Origin of the sequence: Kocuria varians (assembly GCF_006539885.1) — a bacterium.
GTDB classification, from domain to species: Bacteria; Actinomycetota; Actinomycetes; order Actinomycetales; family Micrococcaceae; genus Kocuria; species Kocuria varians.
Window position 1 is genome coordinate 1 of record NZ_BJNW01000027.1, and the last position, 19,020, is coordinate 19,020.

Consider the following 19,020-nt stretch of genomic DNA (forward strand, 5'->3'; position numbering starts at 1 on the left):
CGCGGAGGGCGACGACACCCGCCGCTGAGCCGAGCGGCGTCGTCGCCCCCGCGGCGGACCTCGCCACCGCGACCCCCTGCGCCTCCGCGGCCGTGCCCCGACGCTGCCGCGAGTCCGCCCCGCACCGTGCGCGGGGCGTCACGCGAGGCCCGGGAAGCAGCGGGACGGCGATAGCGTTGTGCCCGGTAGACCACTCTCCCCGTCCCGGAAGGACTCCTCCGTCGTGACTGCTGCACGCATGAACACACCCGTCCGCGCCTCAGAGCTCGAGGGTCGGGCCTGGCTGAACACCGGCGGCGAGCAGCTGGACCTGCAGGTGCTGCGCGGCAAGATCGTGGTGCTCGACTTCTGGTCCTTCTGCTGCATCAACTGCCTGCACGTGCTGGACGAGCTGCGCCCGCTCGAGGAGAAGTACTCGGACGTGCTCGTGACCGTGGGTGTGCACTCCCCGAAGTTCGAGCACGAGGCGGACCCGGACGCGCTCGCCGCCGCCGTGGACCGCTACGAGATCACCCACCCGGTGCTGGACGACCCGCGCCTGCAGACCTGGGACGCGTACACCGCCCGTGCGTGGCCCACGCTCGTGGTGCTGGACCCGGAGGGCTACATCGTGGCCCACCTCTCCGGCGAGGGCCACGTGCAGGGGCTCGAGTCCCTCGTGGCCGAGCTCGTCGCGGAGCACGAGGCCAAGGGCACGCTGCACCGCGGCGACGGGCCGTACGTGCCCCGCCCCCGGCCGGAGGGCGATCTGCGCTTCCCCGGCAAGGTCGTGGCGCTGCCGGACGGCTCCTTCATGGTCAGCGACACCGGTCACCACCGGCTCGTGCAGCTCGAGTCGGACCTCACCACGGTGCGCCGCAGCATCGGCTCCGGGACCAAGGGCTGGGCGGACGGCCCGCGCGAGGACGCGCGCTTCAACGAGCCCCAGGGCATCGCGGTGCTCCCGCAGGACGTGCGCTCCGAGGTCGGCTACGACCTCGTGGTCGCGGACACCGTCAACCACCGGCTGCGCGGGGTGGACCTGGGCTCCGGCGCGGTGCGCACCATCGCGGGCAACGGCGTGCAGCGCCTGCTCGACGACGCCCGCGCGCGCGGCGTGGACCCCAACGTGATCCCCGCGGGGGACCCGCTGTCCGTGGCACTGTCCTCGCCGTGGGACCTCGTGTGGTCGCAGGCCGCGGGCACGCTCGTGATCGCGATGGCCGGCACCCACCAGCTCTTCGGCTTCGACCCGCGCAGCGGTGAGCTGAACGTGCTGGCCGGCACCGGGGACGAGGGCCTGCGGGACGGCGCCCCGGCGCAGGCCTGGTTCGCCCAGCCCTCGGGTCTCGCGCAGGCGGTGGACGGCACCGTGTGGGTTGCGGACTCGGAGTCCTCCGCGCTGCGCCGCGTGAGCTTCGCGGACGACGGCGCCGTGGCCGCGGTCGACTCCGCCGTGGGCCTCGGTCTGTTCGACTTCGGCTTCCGCGACGGCGCCGCGGACCAGGCCCGCCTGCAGCACTGCCTGGGCGTGACCGTCCTCCCGGACGGCTCCGTGGCCGTCGCCGACACCTACAACGGCGCCGTGCGCCGCTACGATCCCGCCACGAACGAGGTCTCCACCCTGACCCGCGGCCTCGCCGAGCCCTCGGACGTGCTGCTCGACACGAGCCACGACGAGCCCGTGCTCGTGGTCGTGGAGACCAACGCCCACCGCCTCGTGCGCGTGGCCGTCCCCAAGCAGGCCCAGACGGTGGACGAGGGTGCCGCGCAGATGCAGCGCAAGCGCACCCCGGTGGCACCGGGAGAGCTCGAGCTGGCCGTGCGCTTCTCGGCGCCGTCCGGGCAGAAGCTCGACACCCGGTGGGGCGACCCCACCCAGCTGAAGGTCTCCTCCTCCCCGGAGGACGCGCTCGCGGCCGGGGACGGGACCGCCCAGGGCCTCACCCGCACCCTGCGCCTCGCGGACGGGGTCACGGAGGGCGTCCTGCACATCACGGCCCGTGCTGCGGCGTGCGACGGCTCCCCGGACGGCGAGATCCCCGAGCACGCGGCCTGCCACCTGTATCAGCAGGACTGGGGCATCCCCTTCACCGTGGATCCCGCGGCGGAGTCCTCCCTGACGCTGGAGCTGCGCGGACTGGACTGACCGGCGCGGGCCGCGCGGCGTCGTCGTAGCCATGAGAGGCCGCGGGAGAGGACGACGGGACGTCAGCGGGGCGTGACGGTAACCTTGTCCCGCGTGACCTGCAGGGTGCCCCGGAAGGTGAACGGGACGTCCTCGGAGACCTTCGAGGTGGTGCCGTCGTAGAGGTTCACCGCGGTGAACTCGATGTGCGCCGTGCCCCTGCTGTCCGGCAGGGACCACTGGTCCGCGTGCTTGCCGCCCAGCCGGACGGTGGGGCGCGGGTACTCCTTGATGCTCCAGGTGACCTTGTCCTGGATCCGGCCGGCGAACTCGTGGCTGAACGGGCAGTCGGCGGGGTAGAGGCTGTCCTTCTTCGCGCACGCGTCCAGGCGGTCGTGGATCTGCTGGTCCACCTGCTGCCGCAGCTGCTCCGAGGGCACGGCGGTGAGCTTCATGGTGGTGCCCTTGGCGGCGTCGCTCACGGCTACTTCCTGCGGCTGCGCGGTGATCATGGGGGAGGTGTAGGACCCGGTGTAGACGCCGGGGTAGAAGACCGCGAACTCGCGCGAGGAGTCCCGCAGCGCCACGGAGACGCCGTTGATGTCCACGGCGGTGGAGCCGGGCATCGACACGGACATGGTGGGCAGCGTGGTGGGGTCGAAGTCCCACACGGTGAAGAAGCCCCACTGGGTGGCGGCGGGGTGGAGCTTGAACTCCGAGGACGCCTGCTTGCCGTCCAGGAGGTAGTCGGCGCGCACGGTGGTGGTGTCGCCGTCCGAGGAGACGGTGGAGACCTCGACCTCCCGCAGGTGCTTGCCCGCCTCCGCGAGCGGATCGCCGTCCAGCAGAGCGGCGTTCGAGTCCGGGACCGTGGCGTTGAGCAGGCCGAGCGCCTTGGAGCCGTCCCCGTCCTGCAGCGCCTGGAAGTACTCCCTGACCTCGGTCTCCGGGCCGTACTGGTACTTGTTCACGAGTGCGATGGTCACGGCGGCCGCAGCCACCGCCAGCACGATCAGGAAAAACCACGCCCCCACGGCCCTGACGATGCGATCACTGCGTCCCATGGCTCCTCACGGTAGTTCATGCCGGGCCCCGGGGCCGCCGTATCGCCGTCGTGCGTCCCCCGGTGTCCTCCGGCATCGGGGCATCGGGGCATCGGGGGCATCGGCGGATGGCGGCGTCCGCGGGTCGCGGTGCGAGTGCGCGGCGGTACGCGCGCGGCGGTACGCGCGCGGCGGTAGGCGCGCCGCGGTGCCGTGCGCCGGGGCCGGGAGGGGACGACGTCGTGCCCCCGTCCGCCGCCGACGGCTAGGCTGATCCGGGCCGCGCCACCCCGGCACGGCGCGGCGACGACGACGAGCACGGAAGCAGCGCATGGCAGAGACCGTCCGACAAGTCCCCCCGAGGTACGGCGTGCCCGAGCACGTCTTCCACCCCAGGCTCGGCTCCTACGGCAGGCGGCTGTCCGCCGCACTGGCCCCCGTGCTGCTCACGGTGCTGGCCGTGGGGATGATCTACTACCGGCGTCCGGCGGGACCGGTCACCGGGGCGCTGGCGTTCCTTGCGCTGGTGGGGCTCGTGGTCGCCTACGTCTACCTGCGGCCCGCCCTGGCCGTGCTGACCCCGGGGTTCGTGCTCGTCTCCCGCTGGGTCGGCTTCCGGGCCGTGCCGCGGGAACGGATCGCTCGCGTGGTCACGGTCGAGAAGCTGCTGCCGCCCACCGGCAAGGGACGCGGGCGCCCCTACCTGTGGTTCGTCACGGAGACCGGCCGCTGCGCACTCGCCCTCGACGGCACCGTGTGGGACGCCCGGAGCCTCGACGAGATCGCCCGCGTTTCCGGCGCGCAGCACGTGAACTTCACGCGGGCCACCCCCGCGCAGGTGCGCGAGCACTGGCCCCGCCTCGTCTCGTGGCGGGTGCGGTACCCGCGCGTGCGCTACGCGGCGTCCTCGCTCGCGCTGCTGGGAGTGATCGGGTTGCTCGTGTGGTGGGCGGTCGCGCACGGTTCCCCCTGAGCGGGGTGCCATCAGGAGGCGCCCCGCCGCCCCGCCGCGCCGTCGGGTCCTGCCCGACGCCGACGCTGCGCGGCGCGGACGGATGACGCCGCGCCTCGCAGCGTGGGGGCGTGGCACGACGACGGCCGGTCCCCTCTGAGGGGAACCGGCCGTCATCCGTCCTGGCGGAGGGAACGGGAATCAGCCCGCGGCGGTGCTGCCCGCCCCGGCCTGAGCCTGCTCCGCGCCGCCGCGCGCGGCGCTGTCGCGCTGCCGGGCGCGCTCGATCTCGTTCTTGCGCTCCTCGTTGGCCTCGCGGGTCAGCTCGGCACCGGCCTCCGCGTCACGCGTGAGGTTCTCGCCGGTCTCGGGGTTGAACACGGGCATCTTGCGGCTGTCCAGCCAGATCTTGGCGGTGGACCCACCGCGGATGCGGGACGAGGCGTCGAGCGAGACGACCACCTGGGCGGGCATCTCGTCCGCGTCCAGCTCCTGCGCGAGCTCGTTGAGCTTGTGCTGGACCGCCTGGTCCTGCTGGTAGTGGATGTAGCCGTACTGCTGGTTGCCCAACCACTCCGTGTGCGTGAACTCGGAGTCGAAGACGGTCCCGTGCGGGATCTTCGCCTCGTCCACGAACTTGGCGTCCTCGAAGTGCTCCGGGCGCAGACCCAGCAGCACGATCTCCGGGGCGTTCGCGAGCTTGCCCTGCACACGCTCGGGGATCTCGATGTCCCCGATGGGCGTCTGGAACACGGAGCCGTTGACGCGCGCCGGGATGAAGTTCATGGACGGTGCGCCGATGAACCCCGCCACGAACAGGTTGACGGGCTGTTCGTAGAGCTCCCGCGGGGACGCGATCTGCTGCAGCTGCCCGCGCTTGAGGACCGCCACGCGGTCGCCCAGGGTCATGGCCTCGGTCTGGTCGTGGGTCACGTACAGCGAGGTGATGCCCATGCGGCGCTGCAGCTGGGCGATCTCCGTGCGCATCTGCCCGCGCAGCTTGGCGTCCAGGTTGGACAGGGGCTCGTCGAAGAGGAACGCGTCCGCGTCCCGCACGATCGCACGGCCCATGGCCACGCGCTGGCGCTGGCCGCCGGAGAGGTTCGCCGGCTTGCGGTCCAGGTGCTCGTTGAGGTCCAGGGTCTCCGCGGCCTCGCGCACCTTGCGGTCGATCTCCTCCTCGCTGAACTGGCCCTTGGACAGGCGCAGCGGGAAGGCGATGTTCTCGTACACCGACAGGTGCGGGTACAGCGCGTAGTTCTGGAACACCATCGACAGGTTGCGGTCGCGCGGCTGGCGGTCGTTCACGCGCACGCCGTTGATGCTCAGGTCCCCGGAGGTGATGTCCTCGAGTCCCACGACCATGCGCAGGAGCGTGGACTTGCCGCAGCCGGACGGCCCCACGAGGATCAGGAACTCGCCGTCCGCGACATCGATGGAGATGTCGTTGACCGCGGGGAAACCGTCGTCGTACTTCTTGACGAGGTGTTCCATGGTGATTGCTGCCATGTCTACTCAGTCCTATCTGTGTCTAAGCGTGGATGGGGCGGGCGGGCTCAGCCCTTGACCGCGCCCTGGGTCAGGCCGGAGACGATCTGGCGCTGGAAGGCGAGCACGAGCAGCACCACGGGGATCGTGACGATGATCGCCGCGGCGGAGATCGCACCGGCCGGGGCCTCGAACTGCGAGGCGCCGGTGAAGAACGCGAGCGCCGCCGGCACGGGGCGGGCCGCCGCGGTGGAGGTCAGGCCGATGCCGTACACGAAGTCGTTCCACGCGATGAAGAACGCGATGATCGCCGTGGTGAACACGCCGGGCAGCGTGAGCGGGACGATCACCTTGCGGAACGCCTGCCACGTGGTGGCACCGTCCACCTGTGCCGCACGGTCCAGGTCCCACGGGATCTGCTGGAAGAACGCCGCGAGGGTCCAGATGGAGATCGGCAGCGTCAGGGACAGGTAGGGGATGATCAGGCCGAGCCAGGTGTCGTACAGGCCCACCTGGCGCCACAGGTTGAACAGCGGCGTGACGATGGAGATCACGGGGAACATGGAGACCAGCAGCGCGGTGGTCAGCACGATCTTCTTGCCCGGGAAGTCCAGGCGGGCGATCGCGTAGGCGCACAGCGTGGCGAGCACCACGGCGATGAACGTGGCGATCAGCGAGATCGCGATCGAGTTGCGCAGCGCCGGCAGGAACAGGTCCTTGGCGCCGCCCACGAAGATCTGCTCGTAGTTGTCCGTGACGAACTTGCTGGGGATGAACTTCCCGGAGTTCAGGTCCGAGGCGGACTTGAACGAGGTCATCAGGATGGACAGGACGGGGAACAGTGCGTAGACCAACACCAGGATCGAGATGACGGTCCAGCCGATTTTCTGTTTCGTGCTCAACATGGCGGGTTACTTCCCCTTCCCTGAGCCACCGGTGAGGTCCACCTTGAAGATCTTCATGGCCACCAGCGCGATGAGCATCACGCAGATGAACAGGATCACCGAGATGGCCGAACCCAGGCCGATTTCGAGGCGACCGATGGACGTGCGGTACGCGAGCAGCGAGAGCGTCTCGGTGCCGTACTGGCCCTTGGTCATGATGAAGACGTTGTCGAAGATGCGGAAGGCGTCCAGCGCACGGAACACCACGGCCACCATGATGGCGGCCTTCATGTTCGGCAGGATCACCCGGGACAGCCGCTGCCAGGAGGACGCGCCGTCCACGCGGGCGGCCTCCGTGAGCTCGCCCGGGACCTGAGCCAGGCCGGAGAGCAGCAGCAGCGAGATGAACGGGGTGGTCTTCCAGATCTCCGAGGCCATGATCACGAACAGGGACGGGCCCGCGGAGGCGAACCAGTTGAAGTCCGGGCCGATCATGGGCAGCCACGACAGCCAGTTGTTGACGTAGCCGGTGGTGATGTCGAAGGCGTAAAACCAGGCGAACGCGGAGACCACCGTGATGATGCCGTAGGGCACCAGGATGGCGGTGCGCAGCAGGCCGCGCGTGGCCTTGACGGCGCTGTGCATCACGAGCGCGAGCGCGAGGCCGAGCACGAGCTCCACGACCACGGTGACCACCGTGATCAGCAGGGTCACGCCCAGGTCCCGCCAGAACACGATGTCTGACAGCGCCGTGGCGTAGTTGCCCAGGAACACGAACTCCTTGTCACCGGGAGCGGTGAGGCGGAAGTTGAACAGGGAGTCCCACAGCGCCTGGACGATGGGGTACAGCGTGACCAGGAGCATGATCACGAACGCGGGTCCGGCGAGCAGCCAGCCCAGCTTGCGCTCGGCACGGGCGCGGTCCGAGAGATGACGCTTGGTGCGGGTCTTCTCCGGCGCCGCGGCGGGAGCGGAGGAATTCACGGTGGTGCTCACAGCAGCGCATCTCCCTTCAGGACTTCCTTGATGAATTCGGTGGTCTCACGCGGGGTGTCTTCGGTGACGTCCGCCGGCGGGGTCCAGTGCTGCTGGATGGCCGTGGAGATCTCGTTGTAGTACGGGGTCTGCGCGCGGGGCTTGGCGGCGTCGAGGGACTTCCGGATGATGTCGGCCATGGGGTAGGCCTTCTTGACCTCGGGGTCGTCGAACGCCTTGGCCGACGACGGCGGGTTGCCGTTGGTCGCGAAGTACTGCGACTGGTGCTCGGGGGAGACGATGCACTGGACGGCGTCCCACGCGAGGTCCTGGTGCTGCGAGTTCGCGCCCACGCCCAGGTTGATGCCACCCAGCGGCGGGTGCGCCTCGGTGTTCGCGTCCACGCGGGGCCAGGTGGTCCACTTGATGTCGTCCAGCACGGACTGGTCCACGCTGCCCTCCTTCACGGAGGCCTTCGTGGCCGAGTAGATGAACGGCCAGTTGACCATGAAGGAGCCCTTGTCCCCCTGGAACTGGATCATGGAGGCGTTCTCGTCCTGGGTGGCGAGACCGGGGCCGCCGAGGCCCTCCCTGCCGATGGTCCCGATGACGTCCGCGGCCTTCTTGCCGGCCTCGGAGTCGAGGGTGATCTTGGCGTCCTGACCGTTCTGGCCGTCCGCGACGATCTGCCCGCCGGCGGACTCCACCAGGCTGTTGACCTACACGGACATGGCCTCGCCGCGCACGCCCTGCACACCCAGGTACTTGTCCTGGGACTTGGCGGCCTTGATGACCTGGTCCCACGTGACGGGCTTGGACATGTCCAGCCCCGCGGCCTTGGCGGCGGACTCGCGGTACCACAGCAGCTGCGTGTTGGCCCAGAACGGGACGGCCACGAGCTCGCCGTTCCACGTGGCGCCCTGCAACGGGCCCTCGAGGGTGTCCTTGGTGGTGGCGGAGGCGACGTCGGCCGGCGGCTTGGCGAGGAAGCCGGGCTCGGCGAGCTCGGGCACGAACGGGGGGTCCAGGCTCATGATGTCCATGGAGGTGTCCCCGGCCGCGAGACGGCGCGCGAGCTGCTCGCGCTGCGAGGACGCGTCGCGCGGCAGGAGGGAGGTCTGGATCTTGTACTTGCCCCCGGACGCGTCGGAGCACTGCTGCGCCAGGACGTCCTGGCCGCCGTCGTCCGGGTTGATGTACCAGGTGAGCGTGGGCGGGCCTGACTCCCCGCTGCCGCACCCCGTGAGCAGCATGGCGGACGCGGCGACGACGGCCGCGACGCTGCGGACGGCGCGCGGTTTCCCGGCCCGGTGCGAGTGGTGGGTGGACTTCACGATGGTTCCTCTTCTGACGAGCGCATTTGCTGACGGAGTGGGCCCGACGGATCCCGCGGGGATGTCGGACGATTCAGCATCTCCATAGTCTACGGGTGGTATGTGTCACAAACGTCACGTGACTCGGCGTCAGGAGAGAAATACCGCGGCGACCGCCATGGCGACCATGGAGACGACGGTGGTGACGAGCACGGTGTCCCGGCACACGGTGGTCGCGCGGTCGTAGCGCACCGCCGCGACGTAGAGGTTCTGGGCCGTGGGCAGCGCCGCCATGATGACCGCCGCGTAGAGGACGTGGTCCGTGAGGCCGAGCGCCCACGCGATGAGCAGGGCGAGGGCGGGGTGCACGAGCACCTTGGCGCCGGAGGCCAGCAGGGTGTCCGTGCGGGTGCCTGGCTCGGAGAGGGGGCGCGAGCCCACCAGCGAGATCCCGAACGCGAGCAGCATGGCCGGCACCGCCGCCCCGGCCACGATCTCCACGGGCTGCATCACGAGCTCCGGCAGGGTCACGCCGGTGAGCGAGGACGCGATGCCCAGCCCGGAGCCCACGATCAGCGGGTTGGTGACCACGGTCTTGAGCACCGAGGCCGGGGTGGGGCGCTCGCCGCCGGTGAGGGTGTCCATGACCGTGAGGTAGAGCGGGGTGTTCAGGGCGAGCTGGAAGAGCATCACGGGCGCAACCTGCGAGGCGTCCCCCAGCACGAACAGCGCGATGGGGATCCCGAGGTTCGCGGAGTTCACCTGGCCGGCGGCCTGCGCGCCCATCACCACGGTGGAGGCGTCGCGGTGCAGCACGAGGCGCGAGACCGCCGCGTAGGCGAGCATCGTGAGCCACGCGGAGAGGCTCGCGACCACCAGGGGAGCGGAGAAGATGTGGCTGATGTCCGCCTTCGAGACCGTGACGAACAGCAGCGGCGGGGAGGCCACGTAGAACGCGAGCTTGGACAGTACCGGCTGCCCGTGCGGGCCGAGCAGGCCCAGCCGACCGATCACGTAGCCCGTGCCGATCACCGCCCACACGATGAAGAACCCGGAGGCGACTCCGCTCATGCTCCCGACTCCTCGGTTCGACGGTGGTGCGGGCCCCGGCGCTTCAGGGCCCGGCACTGCGGGTCCGCGGGGGCGACGGCGCGGCCCCGCAGCCGCGTCACGGGCCGGGGACGGCGGCGTCCTCCTGCGCCCGCAGGTGCGGGCGGGCGTGCGGCGGGCGCACCATGTCCCCGACGACGGCGTCCGCCGGATCCGATCCCAGGGCCACGATCCGGTTGTGCTCGTCCACGTGCACCACGTGGGGTTCCTGGGAGCGCGCCTCGGTGGTGTCCATGAGGGCGTAGGCGATCAGGATCACGAGGTCCCCGGGGTGCACCAGGTGCGCCGCGGCGCCGTTGATGCCCAGTACACCGCTGCCGCGCTCGCCGGCGATCGTGTAGGTCTCCAGCCGCGCGCCGTTGGTGATGTCCACGATGGACACGAGTTCGCCGGGCAGGATGTTCGCCGCGTCCAGCAGGTCCTGGTCCACGGTCACGGAGCCTACGTAGTGCAGGTCCGCCTGCGTGACGGTGGCGCGGTGGATCTTGCCGGTGAACATGGTGCGCAGCATGACGGCTCCTCATGCGGTGGGTGGTGGCGCCCGGCCCCGTCCCGGTGTGTCCGCGCGGGGCCAGCGTGCCGTGGGCACCCCTGGAATGGAACACCCCGGGGACCATGGCGGTGACCCGGGGCGTCCTGCGAGAGGTGCGGAGCGGCTGACGGGAATCGAACCCGCGTATCAGGCTTGGGAAGCGTGCGCTCTACCATTGAGCTACAGCCGCGTGGCCCGTTCGTGCGCCGTGCGCCCGGACGAACGCCCACCACTGTACAACACGTTGCCGCGCGGCGCTGTTCCGCACCTGCCCGTGGGCGGGGGCGTGGACTACCGTGGTGCCGTGCTCATCTCAGATCGTGACATCCGCCGTCAGCTGGACTCGGGGCGCGTGCGCCTGGAGCCCTACGAGCCCGCCATGATCCAGCCCGCGAGCGTGGACGTGCGCCTGGACCGGTGGTTCCGGCTCTTCGACAACCACAAGTACGCGCACATCGACCCGGCGCAGGAGCAGCCCGAGCTCACCCGGCTCGTGGAGGTCGCCCCGGACGAGCCGTTCGTGCTGCACCCGGGGGAGTTCGTGCTTGGGGCCACGTACGAGAAGGTCACGCTGCCGGACGACGTCGCCGCGCGCCTGGAGGGCAAGTCCTCCCTCGGGCGGCTGGGGCTGCTGACGCACTCGACGGCCGGGTTCATCGACCCGGGCTTCTCGGGCCACGTGACGCTCGAGCTGTCCAACATGGCCACGCTGCCCATCAAGCTGTGGCCGGGCTCCAAGGTGGGTCAGCTGTGCTTCTTCCAGCTCTCGTCGCCCACCGAGCACCCCTACGGCAGCGGCGCCTACGGCAACAAGTACCAGGGCCAGCGCGGGCCCACGGCGTCGCGCAGCCACCTGAACTTCGAGCGCACCGTCATCGAGTGACGACGCCGGCCACGTCCGGTCGCAGAGTCCGCCCCTGTTGTCCGGACTCGCCTGATATTCCCCGCGCGGCATGTGCGCGCTGCGGTCCTCACACCTGGGCGGTCGTGAAGCCCTCCGGCGGGCGCGGCGTGAGCAGCAGCAGTAGGAGCCCCGCCGCGACCACGACCATGATCCCCACGACACCCCAGATCTGCGCGCCCATGACGCTCACGAACAGCCCGAAGAGCCCCGGCGCCATGAAGCTCACGGCGCGTCCCGTGGTGGCGTACAGGCCGTAGATCTCGCCGTCGCGCCCGGGCGGGATCAGCCGCCCCAGGTACGTGCGCGACGCCGCCTGGGCCGGTCCCACGAACAGGCACAGAGCCAGCCCGCAGACCCAGAACGCGGGCTTGCCGCTCCAGAAGAGCAGCACGGACCCCGCGAGCAGCACGCCCACGAGGGAACCGGTGATGACCGCGCGGGGCCCCACGGCGTCGTCGAGCGCGCCACCCACGAAGGCGCCGAGGGCGGCGATCAGGTTGGCTGCCACCGCGAACATGATCACCTCCGTGAGGGAGAAGCCGAAGGTCTCCGCCGCGAGGACACCGCCGAACGTGAAGATCCCGGCGAGGCCGTCCCGGTAGACGGCGGAGGAGATCAGGAAGAACACGGTGGCCCGGGAGACCCGCCACAACCCGGCGATGGTGCGGAAGAGCTCGGCGTAGGCGCCCAGGATGCCGCGTTGGCGCGGAGCGGGCGGGGTGACCGGCAGCGCGTCGGTGCGCATGAGCGGGGCGGTGCCCGCGGCCTCGTCGTGAATCTCACCGTCGTATGCTCGGAACGGCATGGAGCGGGCGGCGAGCATGAGCGGCAGGCAGAACACGAGGATCCACGCGGCGCTGAACAGGGCCACGGAACGGTAGTTGAGGGCGCCCGCGGTGGGGATCCCCAGGAAGCCCGGCGTGACGAACCCGAAGAGCACGAACGCGAGCGCGAAGATCCCGCCCACGTACCCCGCGCCCCAGCCCCACCCGGAGACCTTGCCCATGCGGTGGGGTCCGGCCAGGGCGGGGAGCATGGCGTTGTAGCTCACGGTGGCGAACTCCTGCGCCACGCTGCCGAGCGCCACGAGGGCCACTCCGAAGACCAGGAACGCGGGCTCGGGCCGGGCGAAGAACGCGAGGGCGGTGCACGCGACGAGCACCACCGTGTTGACGGTGAGGAAGTTCGCTCGGGAGCGCGGGGTGTCGCTGCGCTGGCCGATGATGGGGGCGGTCGCCGCGATGGCGACCCCGGCGACCGTCATGGCCACGGAGAGCAGGGTGGAGGTGTGCTCGGTGGAGCCGAAGGACTCGCTCGTGAGGTAGACGGTGAACACGAAGGTGAGCATCACCGCGTTGTAGGCTGAGGTCCCGGTGTCCCAGAGGCACCACATCAGCACGCGGGCGCGCGACCCGCCCTCGGGTGCGGTGGGCCCGGGCGCGCGGCCCGCGGTGGTCGTGTGCTCGCCGCTCATGGGCTCACCCTAAGGGCAGGCGGCGGCCCTGCGCCGCAACGGTCGCTCGGCGTGGAGCCGTGACGGCGGCGGGTGGATCAGCGGGGGCCGCGGCCTGCCGATCCCCGGGGTGCTGCGGGCGGGCGTTCCCGCTCGCCCGGGGAGGCCGCGGCGCAACTGGTGGGGACGTGTCAACAATCATTGTTGTTACGATGGGCCACGCAAACTTCCGCCTCATGCCCCGGGTGACGCCGTGCCGTCCGAGGGTTCCCGTCAACCTGGTGAGGCCCGAAAGGTGAGGTCACATGATCGCGGTGTTGCTGGTCCACGGGCTCGCCGCCCTGTGCGCACCCGCGGTCGTCAAGCGCGCCGGACGCTCCGGTTTCTACCTCGTGGCCCTCGTGCCCTTCGCGAGCTTCGTGTGGCTGCTGACCACCACGTCCCGCACCTACGCGGACCCTGCCGGCTGGACCGCCTCGCTCGAGTGGATCCCGCAGCTCGGGATCACGCTGAGCTTCCGCATGGACGCGCTGGCGTACATGATGTCGCTGCTTGTCCTGGGCGTGGGGGCGCTCGTCCTGGCCTACTGCGCCCGCTACTTCAAGGCGGACGCGCAGAACATCGGCTCGTTCGCCGCCCAGCTGGTCGCGTTCGCCGGCGCCATGTTCGGTCTCGTCACCGCTGACGACCTCATGGTCCTGTTCATCTTCTGGGAGATCACCTCGGTGCTCTCCTTCCTGCTGATCTCCTACTCGCGCACCAAGCTCGCCGCGCGCCGTGCGGCCCTGCAGGCCCTGATCATCACCACCGCCGGTGGGCTCGCGATGCTCGTGGGCCTGCTGATGCTCGGGCACGCCGCGGGGACCATGCGGATCTCCGGGGTGCTGGCGGCGGCCCCCGGGCTGCTGGGCTCGCCCGCCGTCGACGTCGCGCTCGCCCTCGTGCTGGCCGGGGCCGTCTCCAAGTCCGCGCTGTTCCCCACGCACTTCTGGCTGCCCGCGGCCATGGCCGCGCCCACGCCGGTCTCCGCGTACCTGCACGCCGCGGCCATGGTCAAGGCCGGCATCTACCTGGTCGCGCGGCTCGCACCGGGCTTCGCGGACACCGCGTGGTGGCTGCTCATCACCCTGACGCTGGGCCTGGGCACGATGATTTTCGGCGGGTGGGTGGCGCTGCGCCAGTTCGACCTCAAGCTGATCCTGGCCTACGGCACCGTGAGCCAGCTCGGGTTCATCACCGCCGTCGTGGGCTTCGGCACCGCGGACACCGCCATGGCCGGGCTCGGCATGGTCGTGGCGCACGCCTTGTTCAAGGCCACCCTGTTCCTCACGGTGGGGATCATCGACCACCAGGCCGGCACACGCGACATCCGCAAGCTCTCGGGAGTGGGCGGGCGGGCCCCCAAGCTGTTCGTGGTCGCGGTGATCGGTGCCGCCTCGATGGCGGGCGTGCCGCCGCTGCTCGGCTTCGTGGGCAAGGAGGCCGTCCTCACGGCGTTCGTGGACCAGCTGCCCGGCCCGCTCGCCGTCGTCGCCCTCGTGTGCGTGGTGCTCGGCTCGATCCTGACCTTCGCGTACAGCGCCCGCTTCGTGTGGGGCGGCTTCGCCCGCAAGCCGGCGGAGTTCTCGCAGCTCGACGCCGCCGCGGACGGGCAGTCGGTGATCGGCCGGTTCACGCCGGTGCGCTGGGACTTCCTCGCCGCCCCGGCCGTGCTGGCCCTGGTCACCGTGGTGCTCGGCCTGTGGCCCGCCCCGCTCGAGGCCGCGATCACCCCGTACCAGGAGCTCTTCCCGGGGGCCGCGCAGTCCCATGTGCACCTGGAGCTGTGGCACGGACTCACCCCGGCGCTGGGCCTGTCCGCGCTCATCATTGCCGCCGGTGCCCTGCTGTACGTGGGCCGCCGCCCCGTGGCCGCGCTGCAGGACCGCATCCCCCGGCTGCCCTCCGGCGACTTCGTCTACCGCAAGATCATCAACGTGCTGGACCTGGTGGCCGTCTGGCTGACCGGTCGCACGCAGCGCGGTTCGCTGATGTTCTACCTCTCCGTCATCCTGGTCACGGCCATCGTGGTGCCGCTGATCGCGCTGTTCTGGTACGAGACCCCGCCGCTGGCAGGGTTCCGCTACGGGGACACCCCGGCGCAGCTCGTCACGGGCGTGGCCATGGTCGTGGCGGCGCTGCTCGTGCTGACCGCCCGCAAGCGCTTCCTCGCGGTGCTGCTCGTCTCGGTCACCGGCTACGGCCTCGCGCTGATCTTCGCGCTGCACGGCGCACCGGACCTCGCCCTCACCCAGACGCTCGTGGAGACGATCTCCCTCGTGGCGTTCGTGCTGGCCCTGCGCTCCCTGCCGGGCCCGCTGTGGAACCGCAAGCCCGCGGGGCACCGTGTGTTCCGGGCGGTCTTCGCCGTGGTCTTCGGGGTGTTCATGATGGCCCTGGCCATGTTCTCGATCTCCTCCCGCGGTGCCGCCCGGATCTCCCTGGACCTGCCGGAGATGGCCTACAAGCTCGGCGACGGCGCCAACGTGGTGAACGTGATCCTCGTGGACATCCGCGCGTGGGACACCATGGGAGAGATCACCGTGCTCACGGTGGCCGCCACGGGCATAGCGTCCCTGATTTTCGTCAAGGGCCGCGGGGACCGGCTGCGCAGCGAGCGGCACCAGCTGGACGCGGACGAGCTGAAGGCCATCCGAGGTGCGGACGCCGCCGCCCACTCGCCCCACGCGGACACGCAGCAGCTCGAGGTGGCGCGCCGGTTCTCCGCGCGCCCGGACGCGGACCCGTTCCTGCTCGCCGGGCGGGCCCTGGCCCCGGAGCGTCGCTCGATCATCTTCGAGGTCGTCGCGCGGCTGCTGTTCCACACCTTCATGATCGTGTCCGTCTACCTGCTGATCGCCGGGCACAACCTGCCCGGCGGCGGCTTCGCGGGCGGTCTGATGGCGTCCCTGGCGCTCACGCTGCGCTACCTCGCCGGCGGGCGCTTCGAGCTCGAGCGGGCCACCCCGGTCAACGCCGGGTGGATGCTCGGCGCGGGCCTGGCCATCTCCTCGCTCTACGCGATCGTGCCGGTGTTCTTCGGCGGGTCCATCATGCAGAGCTACACGTGGCAGTGGGACATGTGGGTCTTCGGGCACGTTAAGTTCGTCACGGCCACCATCTTCGACATCGGCGTGTACCTGATCGTGGTGGGCCTGGTGCTGGACATCCTGCGTTCCCTCGGTGGGCGCATCGACGAGAGGATCGAGCGCTCCGCCATGGAATCCGAGAAGAAGCGCGCGGGCCGCGGGTCCAGGATCCGCCTCACGCGCAGCGGCCCCTCCGTCTCCGCCACGCGCGTGGACGAGGCGGACGGCACCGGTGACCCGGACGCGCCCCGGGCCCCGGACGCCTCGGCGGACGCCGATGCTCCGGAGGGCTCCGTGGTGCGCGGGGACGAGACCTCGGAGGTGCGGCCATGACCGTGAACGTGACGCTGCTGGTGGTCATGGGGGTCCTGTTCTCCGTGGGGGTCTACCTCCTGCTGGAGCGCTCGCTCACCCGGGTGCTGCTCGGGCTCATGCTGCTGACCAACGGTGCGAACCTGCTGATCCTGCACACGAGCGGTCTGCCGGGCCGGGCGCCGCTCCACGAGTCCGGGGTGGCCGCCGAGGACTACTCGGACCCGCTGCCGCAGGCGCTCGTGCTGACCTCCATCGTGATCTCCCTGGCCACCACGGCCTTCATCCTGAGCATGATCTGGCGCTCCTGGATCCTGGCCCGCCGGGACGAGATCCAGGACGACCTCGAGGACCGCCGCGTGGCGCAGCAGTCCTCGTACGACGCCGAGGACGACGACGCCATGCCCCAGGACACGTCCGAGTTCAACCAGGCGGACCCGCGCTTCGCCCCCGCACGGCACAACGAGGAGGAGGCCGCGGAATCGCCCGGTCACCACAGGCTCGAGAAGCCCTCGGACGGGAAGGAGCGGCACCCGCATGAGCATTGATCCGGCGCAGCTCGCACCGCTGGCCGTCCTGATCCCCTTCCTGGGGGCGGCCATGGACTTCCTGATCGTCCACCGCAACGCTCTGCAGCGCGCGGTGACGGTGGGGGCGATGGCCCTGACCCTGGTCCTCAACGCGGTCATCCTCGTGGACGTGTGGGACCGGGGCCCCCAGGTGGTGCACCTGGGCGGCTGGGCGGCACCGTTCGGGATCGTGATGGTCGTGGACCAGCTCTCGGCGCTGATGCTGGTGGTCTCGGTGGTCGTCTCCCTCGCGGTGCTCGTCTACGCGGTGAGCGAGGGCGTGGCCGGGGGCGACGACGAGGGCCCCATCTCGATCTTCTACCCCACGTTCCTGATCCTGGTGGCGGGCGTGTCCAACGCGTTCCTCGCGGGGGACCTGTTCAACCTCTACGTGGGCTTCGAGATCCTGCTGACGGCCTCCTACGTGCTGCTCACCATGGGCGGCACCGCGCAGCGCATCCGGGCGGGCATTACGTACGTGGTGGTCTCGGTGATCTCCTCGATCCTCTTCCTGATCTCCCTGGGCATGATCTACGGGGCCACGGGCACCGTGAACATGGCGGACCTCTCCGGCAAGCTCGCGGACCTGCCCGTGGGAACGCAGATGCAGCTGCACCTGATGCTGCTGATCGCGTTCGGGGTCAAGGCGGCGATCTTTCCGCTCTCCTTCTGGCTGCCCGACTCCTACCCCACGGCGTCGGCCCCGGTCACCGCGGTGTTCGCCGGGCTGCTGACCAAGGTGGGCGTCTACTCGATCATCCGCACGGAGACGCTGCTCTTCCCCGGCACGCAGATCAACGACCTGCTGATGTGGGTCGCGCTGCTGACCATGCTGGTGGGCATCCTGGGTGCGCTGGCGCAGATCGACATCAAGCGCATGCTCTCGTTCACGCTGATCAGCCACATCGGCTACATGATCTTTGGCATCGCACTGGGCACGCAGGCCGCGCTCGCGGCCGTGGTCTACTACATCGCCCACCACATCGTGATCCAGACGAGCCTCTTCCTGGTGGCCGGGCTGATCGAGCGCCGCGGCGGCTCCACCAACGTGGACCGCCTTGCGGGCATGCTCAAGATCTCCCCGCTGCTCGGCGTGCTCTACATGATCCCGGCCCTGAACCTGGGCGGTATTCCGCCGTTCTCCGGCTTCCTGGGCAAGGTGGGGCTGATCGAGGCGGGCGTGAGCACGGGCACGTGGCTGAGCTACCTGCTGGTGGGCGTGTCCGTGTTCGTCTCGCTGCTCACGCTGATGGCCCTGGTGCGCGTGTGGAACCGTGTGTTCCTGCGCAGCGTGGACGACGCCGAGTACCCGGACCCCGTGCTGCGGGCCAGGACCCGTGAGGGCCGGCGCCCCCGGACGTCCCGTCCCGTGGCCAGGCGATCCGGCAGCCGCTTCTCCGGGCGCTCTCCCGTGGTGCTGCTGCCGCGCACCATGGTGGGGGCGACCACGGCACTCGTGGCGGTGGGCGTGGCGCTCACGGTCTTCGCCGGGCCGCTGTTCGACCTCGCGGAGAACGCGGCGGAGAACCTGGTGCACCCGGACCGCTACGTGCATGCCGTGCTGCACCCCCAGGAACAGCCGGGCACCGGCGAGGAGGACCGATGAGCACGTCCGCCGTGCGACGCCGTTCGCGCAACTCCCTGCGCGCGGAGCTGCCCCTGATCCTGTGGCTCGTGGTGGTCTGGGGTGCCCTGTGGGGGGACTGGAGCCCAGGGAACCTGGTCTTCGGGCTGATCCTCGCGCTGCTCGTCACCCGCCTGCTGACCCTGCCGCCGGTGCGGCTGTCCGGGCGGTTCAACGTGGTGCACTTCGCCCTGTTCGTGGTCTCGTTCGTGTGGCAGGTCGCCAAGGCCAGCGTGCACGTGTTTCGCGTGGCCGTGACGCAGGGCCCGCGGGTGCGCAACGCCGTGCTGCGGGTGCCGCTGCGGCAGAACAACGACCTGCTGATGACCGCGGTGGGGCACACGATGGCCCTGATCCCCGGGTCCCTGGTGGTCGAGGTGGACCGCGGCAACGGGATCCTCTACTTCCACGTGCTGGACATCGCCACGCGGGAGCAGGCGGAGGCGTTCCGCCGTTCCGCTCTGGACATCGAGGCGGCCTGGATCCGGATCATGGGAACACGGGAGGACCTCGAGCTGCTGCCGGTGCGCGGGGACCCGGACCGCACGGAGGCCACCGGGGCGCTGGAGTCGCCCGCGCAGGAGATGGACGAGGCCGGCAACGGCCACGGGGAGGATCGCTGATGA

Annotated in this window: 14 protein-coding genes, 1 tRNA gene and 1 pseudogene; 7 read left to right on the forward strand and 9 right to left on the reverse strand. The window is 70.5% G+C overall.

Translation table 11 applies throughout. From position 1 onward, the window contains the following. Positions 1 to 238 precede the first annotated feature (238 nt). Positions 239 to 2,128, forward strand: a complete 1,890-nt coding sequence (locus KVA01_RS11835) for an NHL domain-containing thioredoxin family protein (protein ID WP_068469238.1) — start codon at positions 239 to 241, stop codon at positions 2,126 to 2,128. A 62-nt stretch (positions 2,129 to 2,190) separates the two neighbouring features. Here KVA01_RS11835 and KVA01_RS11840 read toward each other — a convergent pair whose 3' ends face one another. Continuing rightward, positions 2,191 to 3,171, reverse strand: coding sequence for a hypothetical protein (locus KVA01_RS11840; protein ID WP_141270456.1), 981 nt, complete (start codon positions 3,169 to 3,171; stop codon positions 2,191 to 2,193). A 349-nt stretch (positions 3,172 to 3,520) separates the two neighbouring features. Here KVA01_RS11840 and KVA01_RS11845 point away from each other — a divergent pair, with 349 nt between their 5' ends. Continuing rightward, entirely contained in the window at positions 3,521 to 4,123 is a 603-nt protein-coding gene (locus KVA01_RS11845) for a hypothetical protein (RefSeq protein WP_231860638.1), read from the forward strand. 180 nt (positions 4,124 to 4,303) lie between these two features. Here KVA01_RS11845 and KVA01_RS11850 read toward each other — a convergent pair whose 3' ends face one another. The 7 genes and pseudogenes from KVA01_RS11850 to KVA01_RS11880 all read right to left on the reverse strand — a co-directional run bounded on the left by KVA01_RS11850 (position 4,304) and on the right by KVA01_RS11880 (position 10,594). Then, positions 4,304 to 5,611, reverse strand: a complete 1,308-nt coding sequence (locus KVA01_RS11850) for an ABC transporter ATP-binding protein (RefSeq protein ID WP_068469245.1) — start codon at positions 5,609 to 5,611, stop codon at positions 4,304 to 4,306. A gap of 47 nt (positions 5,612 to 5,658) precedes the next feature. Then, positions 5,659 to 6,495, reverse strand: a complete 837-nt coding sequence (locus KVA01_RS11855; RefSeq protein WP_068469247.1) for a carbohydrate ABC transporter permease — start codon at positions 6,493 to 6,495, stop codon at positions 5,659 to 5,661. A gap of 6 nt (positions 6,496 to 6,501) precedes the next feature. Next, positions 6,502 to 7,470 carry a carbohydrate ABC transporter permease gene (locus tag KVA01_RS11860; protein ID WP_068469248.1) on the reverse strand — a complete coding sequence of 323 codons (969 nt, stop codon included), beginning with the start codon at positions 7,468 to 7,470 and terminating at the stop codon, positions 6,502 to 6,504. Then, positions 7,467 to 8,783: pseudogene (locus tag KVA01_RS11865) on the reverse strand (extracellular solute-binding protein). The gene KVA01_RS11860 and the pseudogene KVA01_RS11865 overlap by 4 nt, the downstream one beginning before the upstream one ends. Before the next feature lie 129 nt (positions 8,784 to 8,912). Then, positions 8,913 to 9,833: an AEC family transporter gene (locus KVA01_RS11870; RefSeq protein ID WP_141270458.1), complete on the reverse strand. Its 921-nt coding sequence runs from the start codon at positions 9,831 to 9,833 to the stop codon at positions 8,913 to 8,915. A 97-nt stretch (positions 9,834 to 9,930) separates the two neighbouring features. Further along, complete coding sequence (gene panD / locus KVA01_RS11875; RefSeq protein ID WP_141270460.1) at positions 9,931 to 10,383, reverse strand: aspartate 1-decarboxylase; 453 nt, start codon at positions 10,381 to 10,383, stop codon at positions 9,931 to 9,933. Between the two features lie 140 nt (positions 10,384 to 10,523). Beyond that, positions 10,524 to 10,594 (reverse strand) — tRNA-Gly (locus KVA01_RS11880). 114 nt (positions 10,595 to 10,708) lie between these two features. Between KVA01_RS11880 and dcd the strand changes: the two genes are divergently transcribed. Next, entirely contained in the window at positions 10,709 to 11,287 is a 579-nt protein-coding gene (gene dcd, locus KVA01_RS11885) for a dCTP deaminase (RefSeq protein WP_068469319.1), read from the forward strand. A gap of 88 nt (positions 11,288 to 11,375) precedes the next feature. On the opposite strand, the gene KVA01_RS11890 is transcribed toward dcd, so the two are convergent. Continuing rightward, positions 11,376 to 12,782 (reverse strand): MFS transporter, encoded by a 1,407-nt coding sequence (locus KVA01_RS11890; RefSeq protein WP_141270462.1) that lies wholly within the window; start codon positions 12,780 to 12,782, stop codon positions 11,376 to 11,378. 284 nt (positions 12,783 to 13,066) lie between these two features. On the opposite strand from KVA01_RS11890, the gene KVA01_RS11895 reads away from it, so the two are divergent. From KVA01_RS11895 to KVA01_RS11910, 4 genes are read left to right on the forward strand one after another with little or no spacing between them, the layout of a single operon-like run. Beyond that, complete coding sequence (locus KVA01_RS11895) at positions 13,067 to 16,222, forward strand: Na+/H+ antiporter subunit A (protein ID WP_068469258.1); 3,156 nt, start codon at positions 13,067 to 13,069, stop codon at positions 16,220 to 16,222. Beyond that, a complete protein-coding gene (locus KVA01_RS11900; protein WP_141270465.1) occupies positions 16,219 to 16,749 on the forward strand; it encodes a Na(+)/H(+) antiporter subunit C in 531 nt (176 codons plus the stop codon). The genes KVA01_RS11895 and KVA01_RS11900 overlap by 4 nt, the downstream gene beginning before the upstream one ends. Next, positions 16,739 to 18,376 carry a Na+/H+ antiporter subunit D gene (locus KVA01_RS11905; protein ID WP_068469263.1) on the forward strand — a complete coding sequence of 546 codons (1,638 nt, stop codon included), beginning with the start codon at positions 16,739 to 16,741 and terminating at the stop codon, positions 18,374 to 18,376. The genes KVA01_RS11900 and KVA01_RS11905 overlap by 11 nt, the downstream gene beginning before the upstream one ends. After that, on the forward strand, positions 18,373 to 19,017 hold the full coding sequence (locus KVA01_RS11910) for a Na+/H+ antiporter subunit E (protein WP_068469265.1): 645 nt from the start codon (positions 18,373 to 18,375) through the stop codon (positions 19,015 to 19,017). The genes KVA01_RS11905 and KVA01_RS11910 overlap by 4 nt, the downstream gene beginning before the upstream one ends. The last annotated feature ends 3 nt before the right edge of the window (positions 19,018 to 19,020 follow it).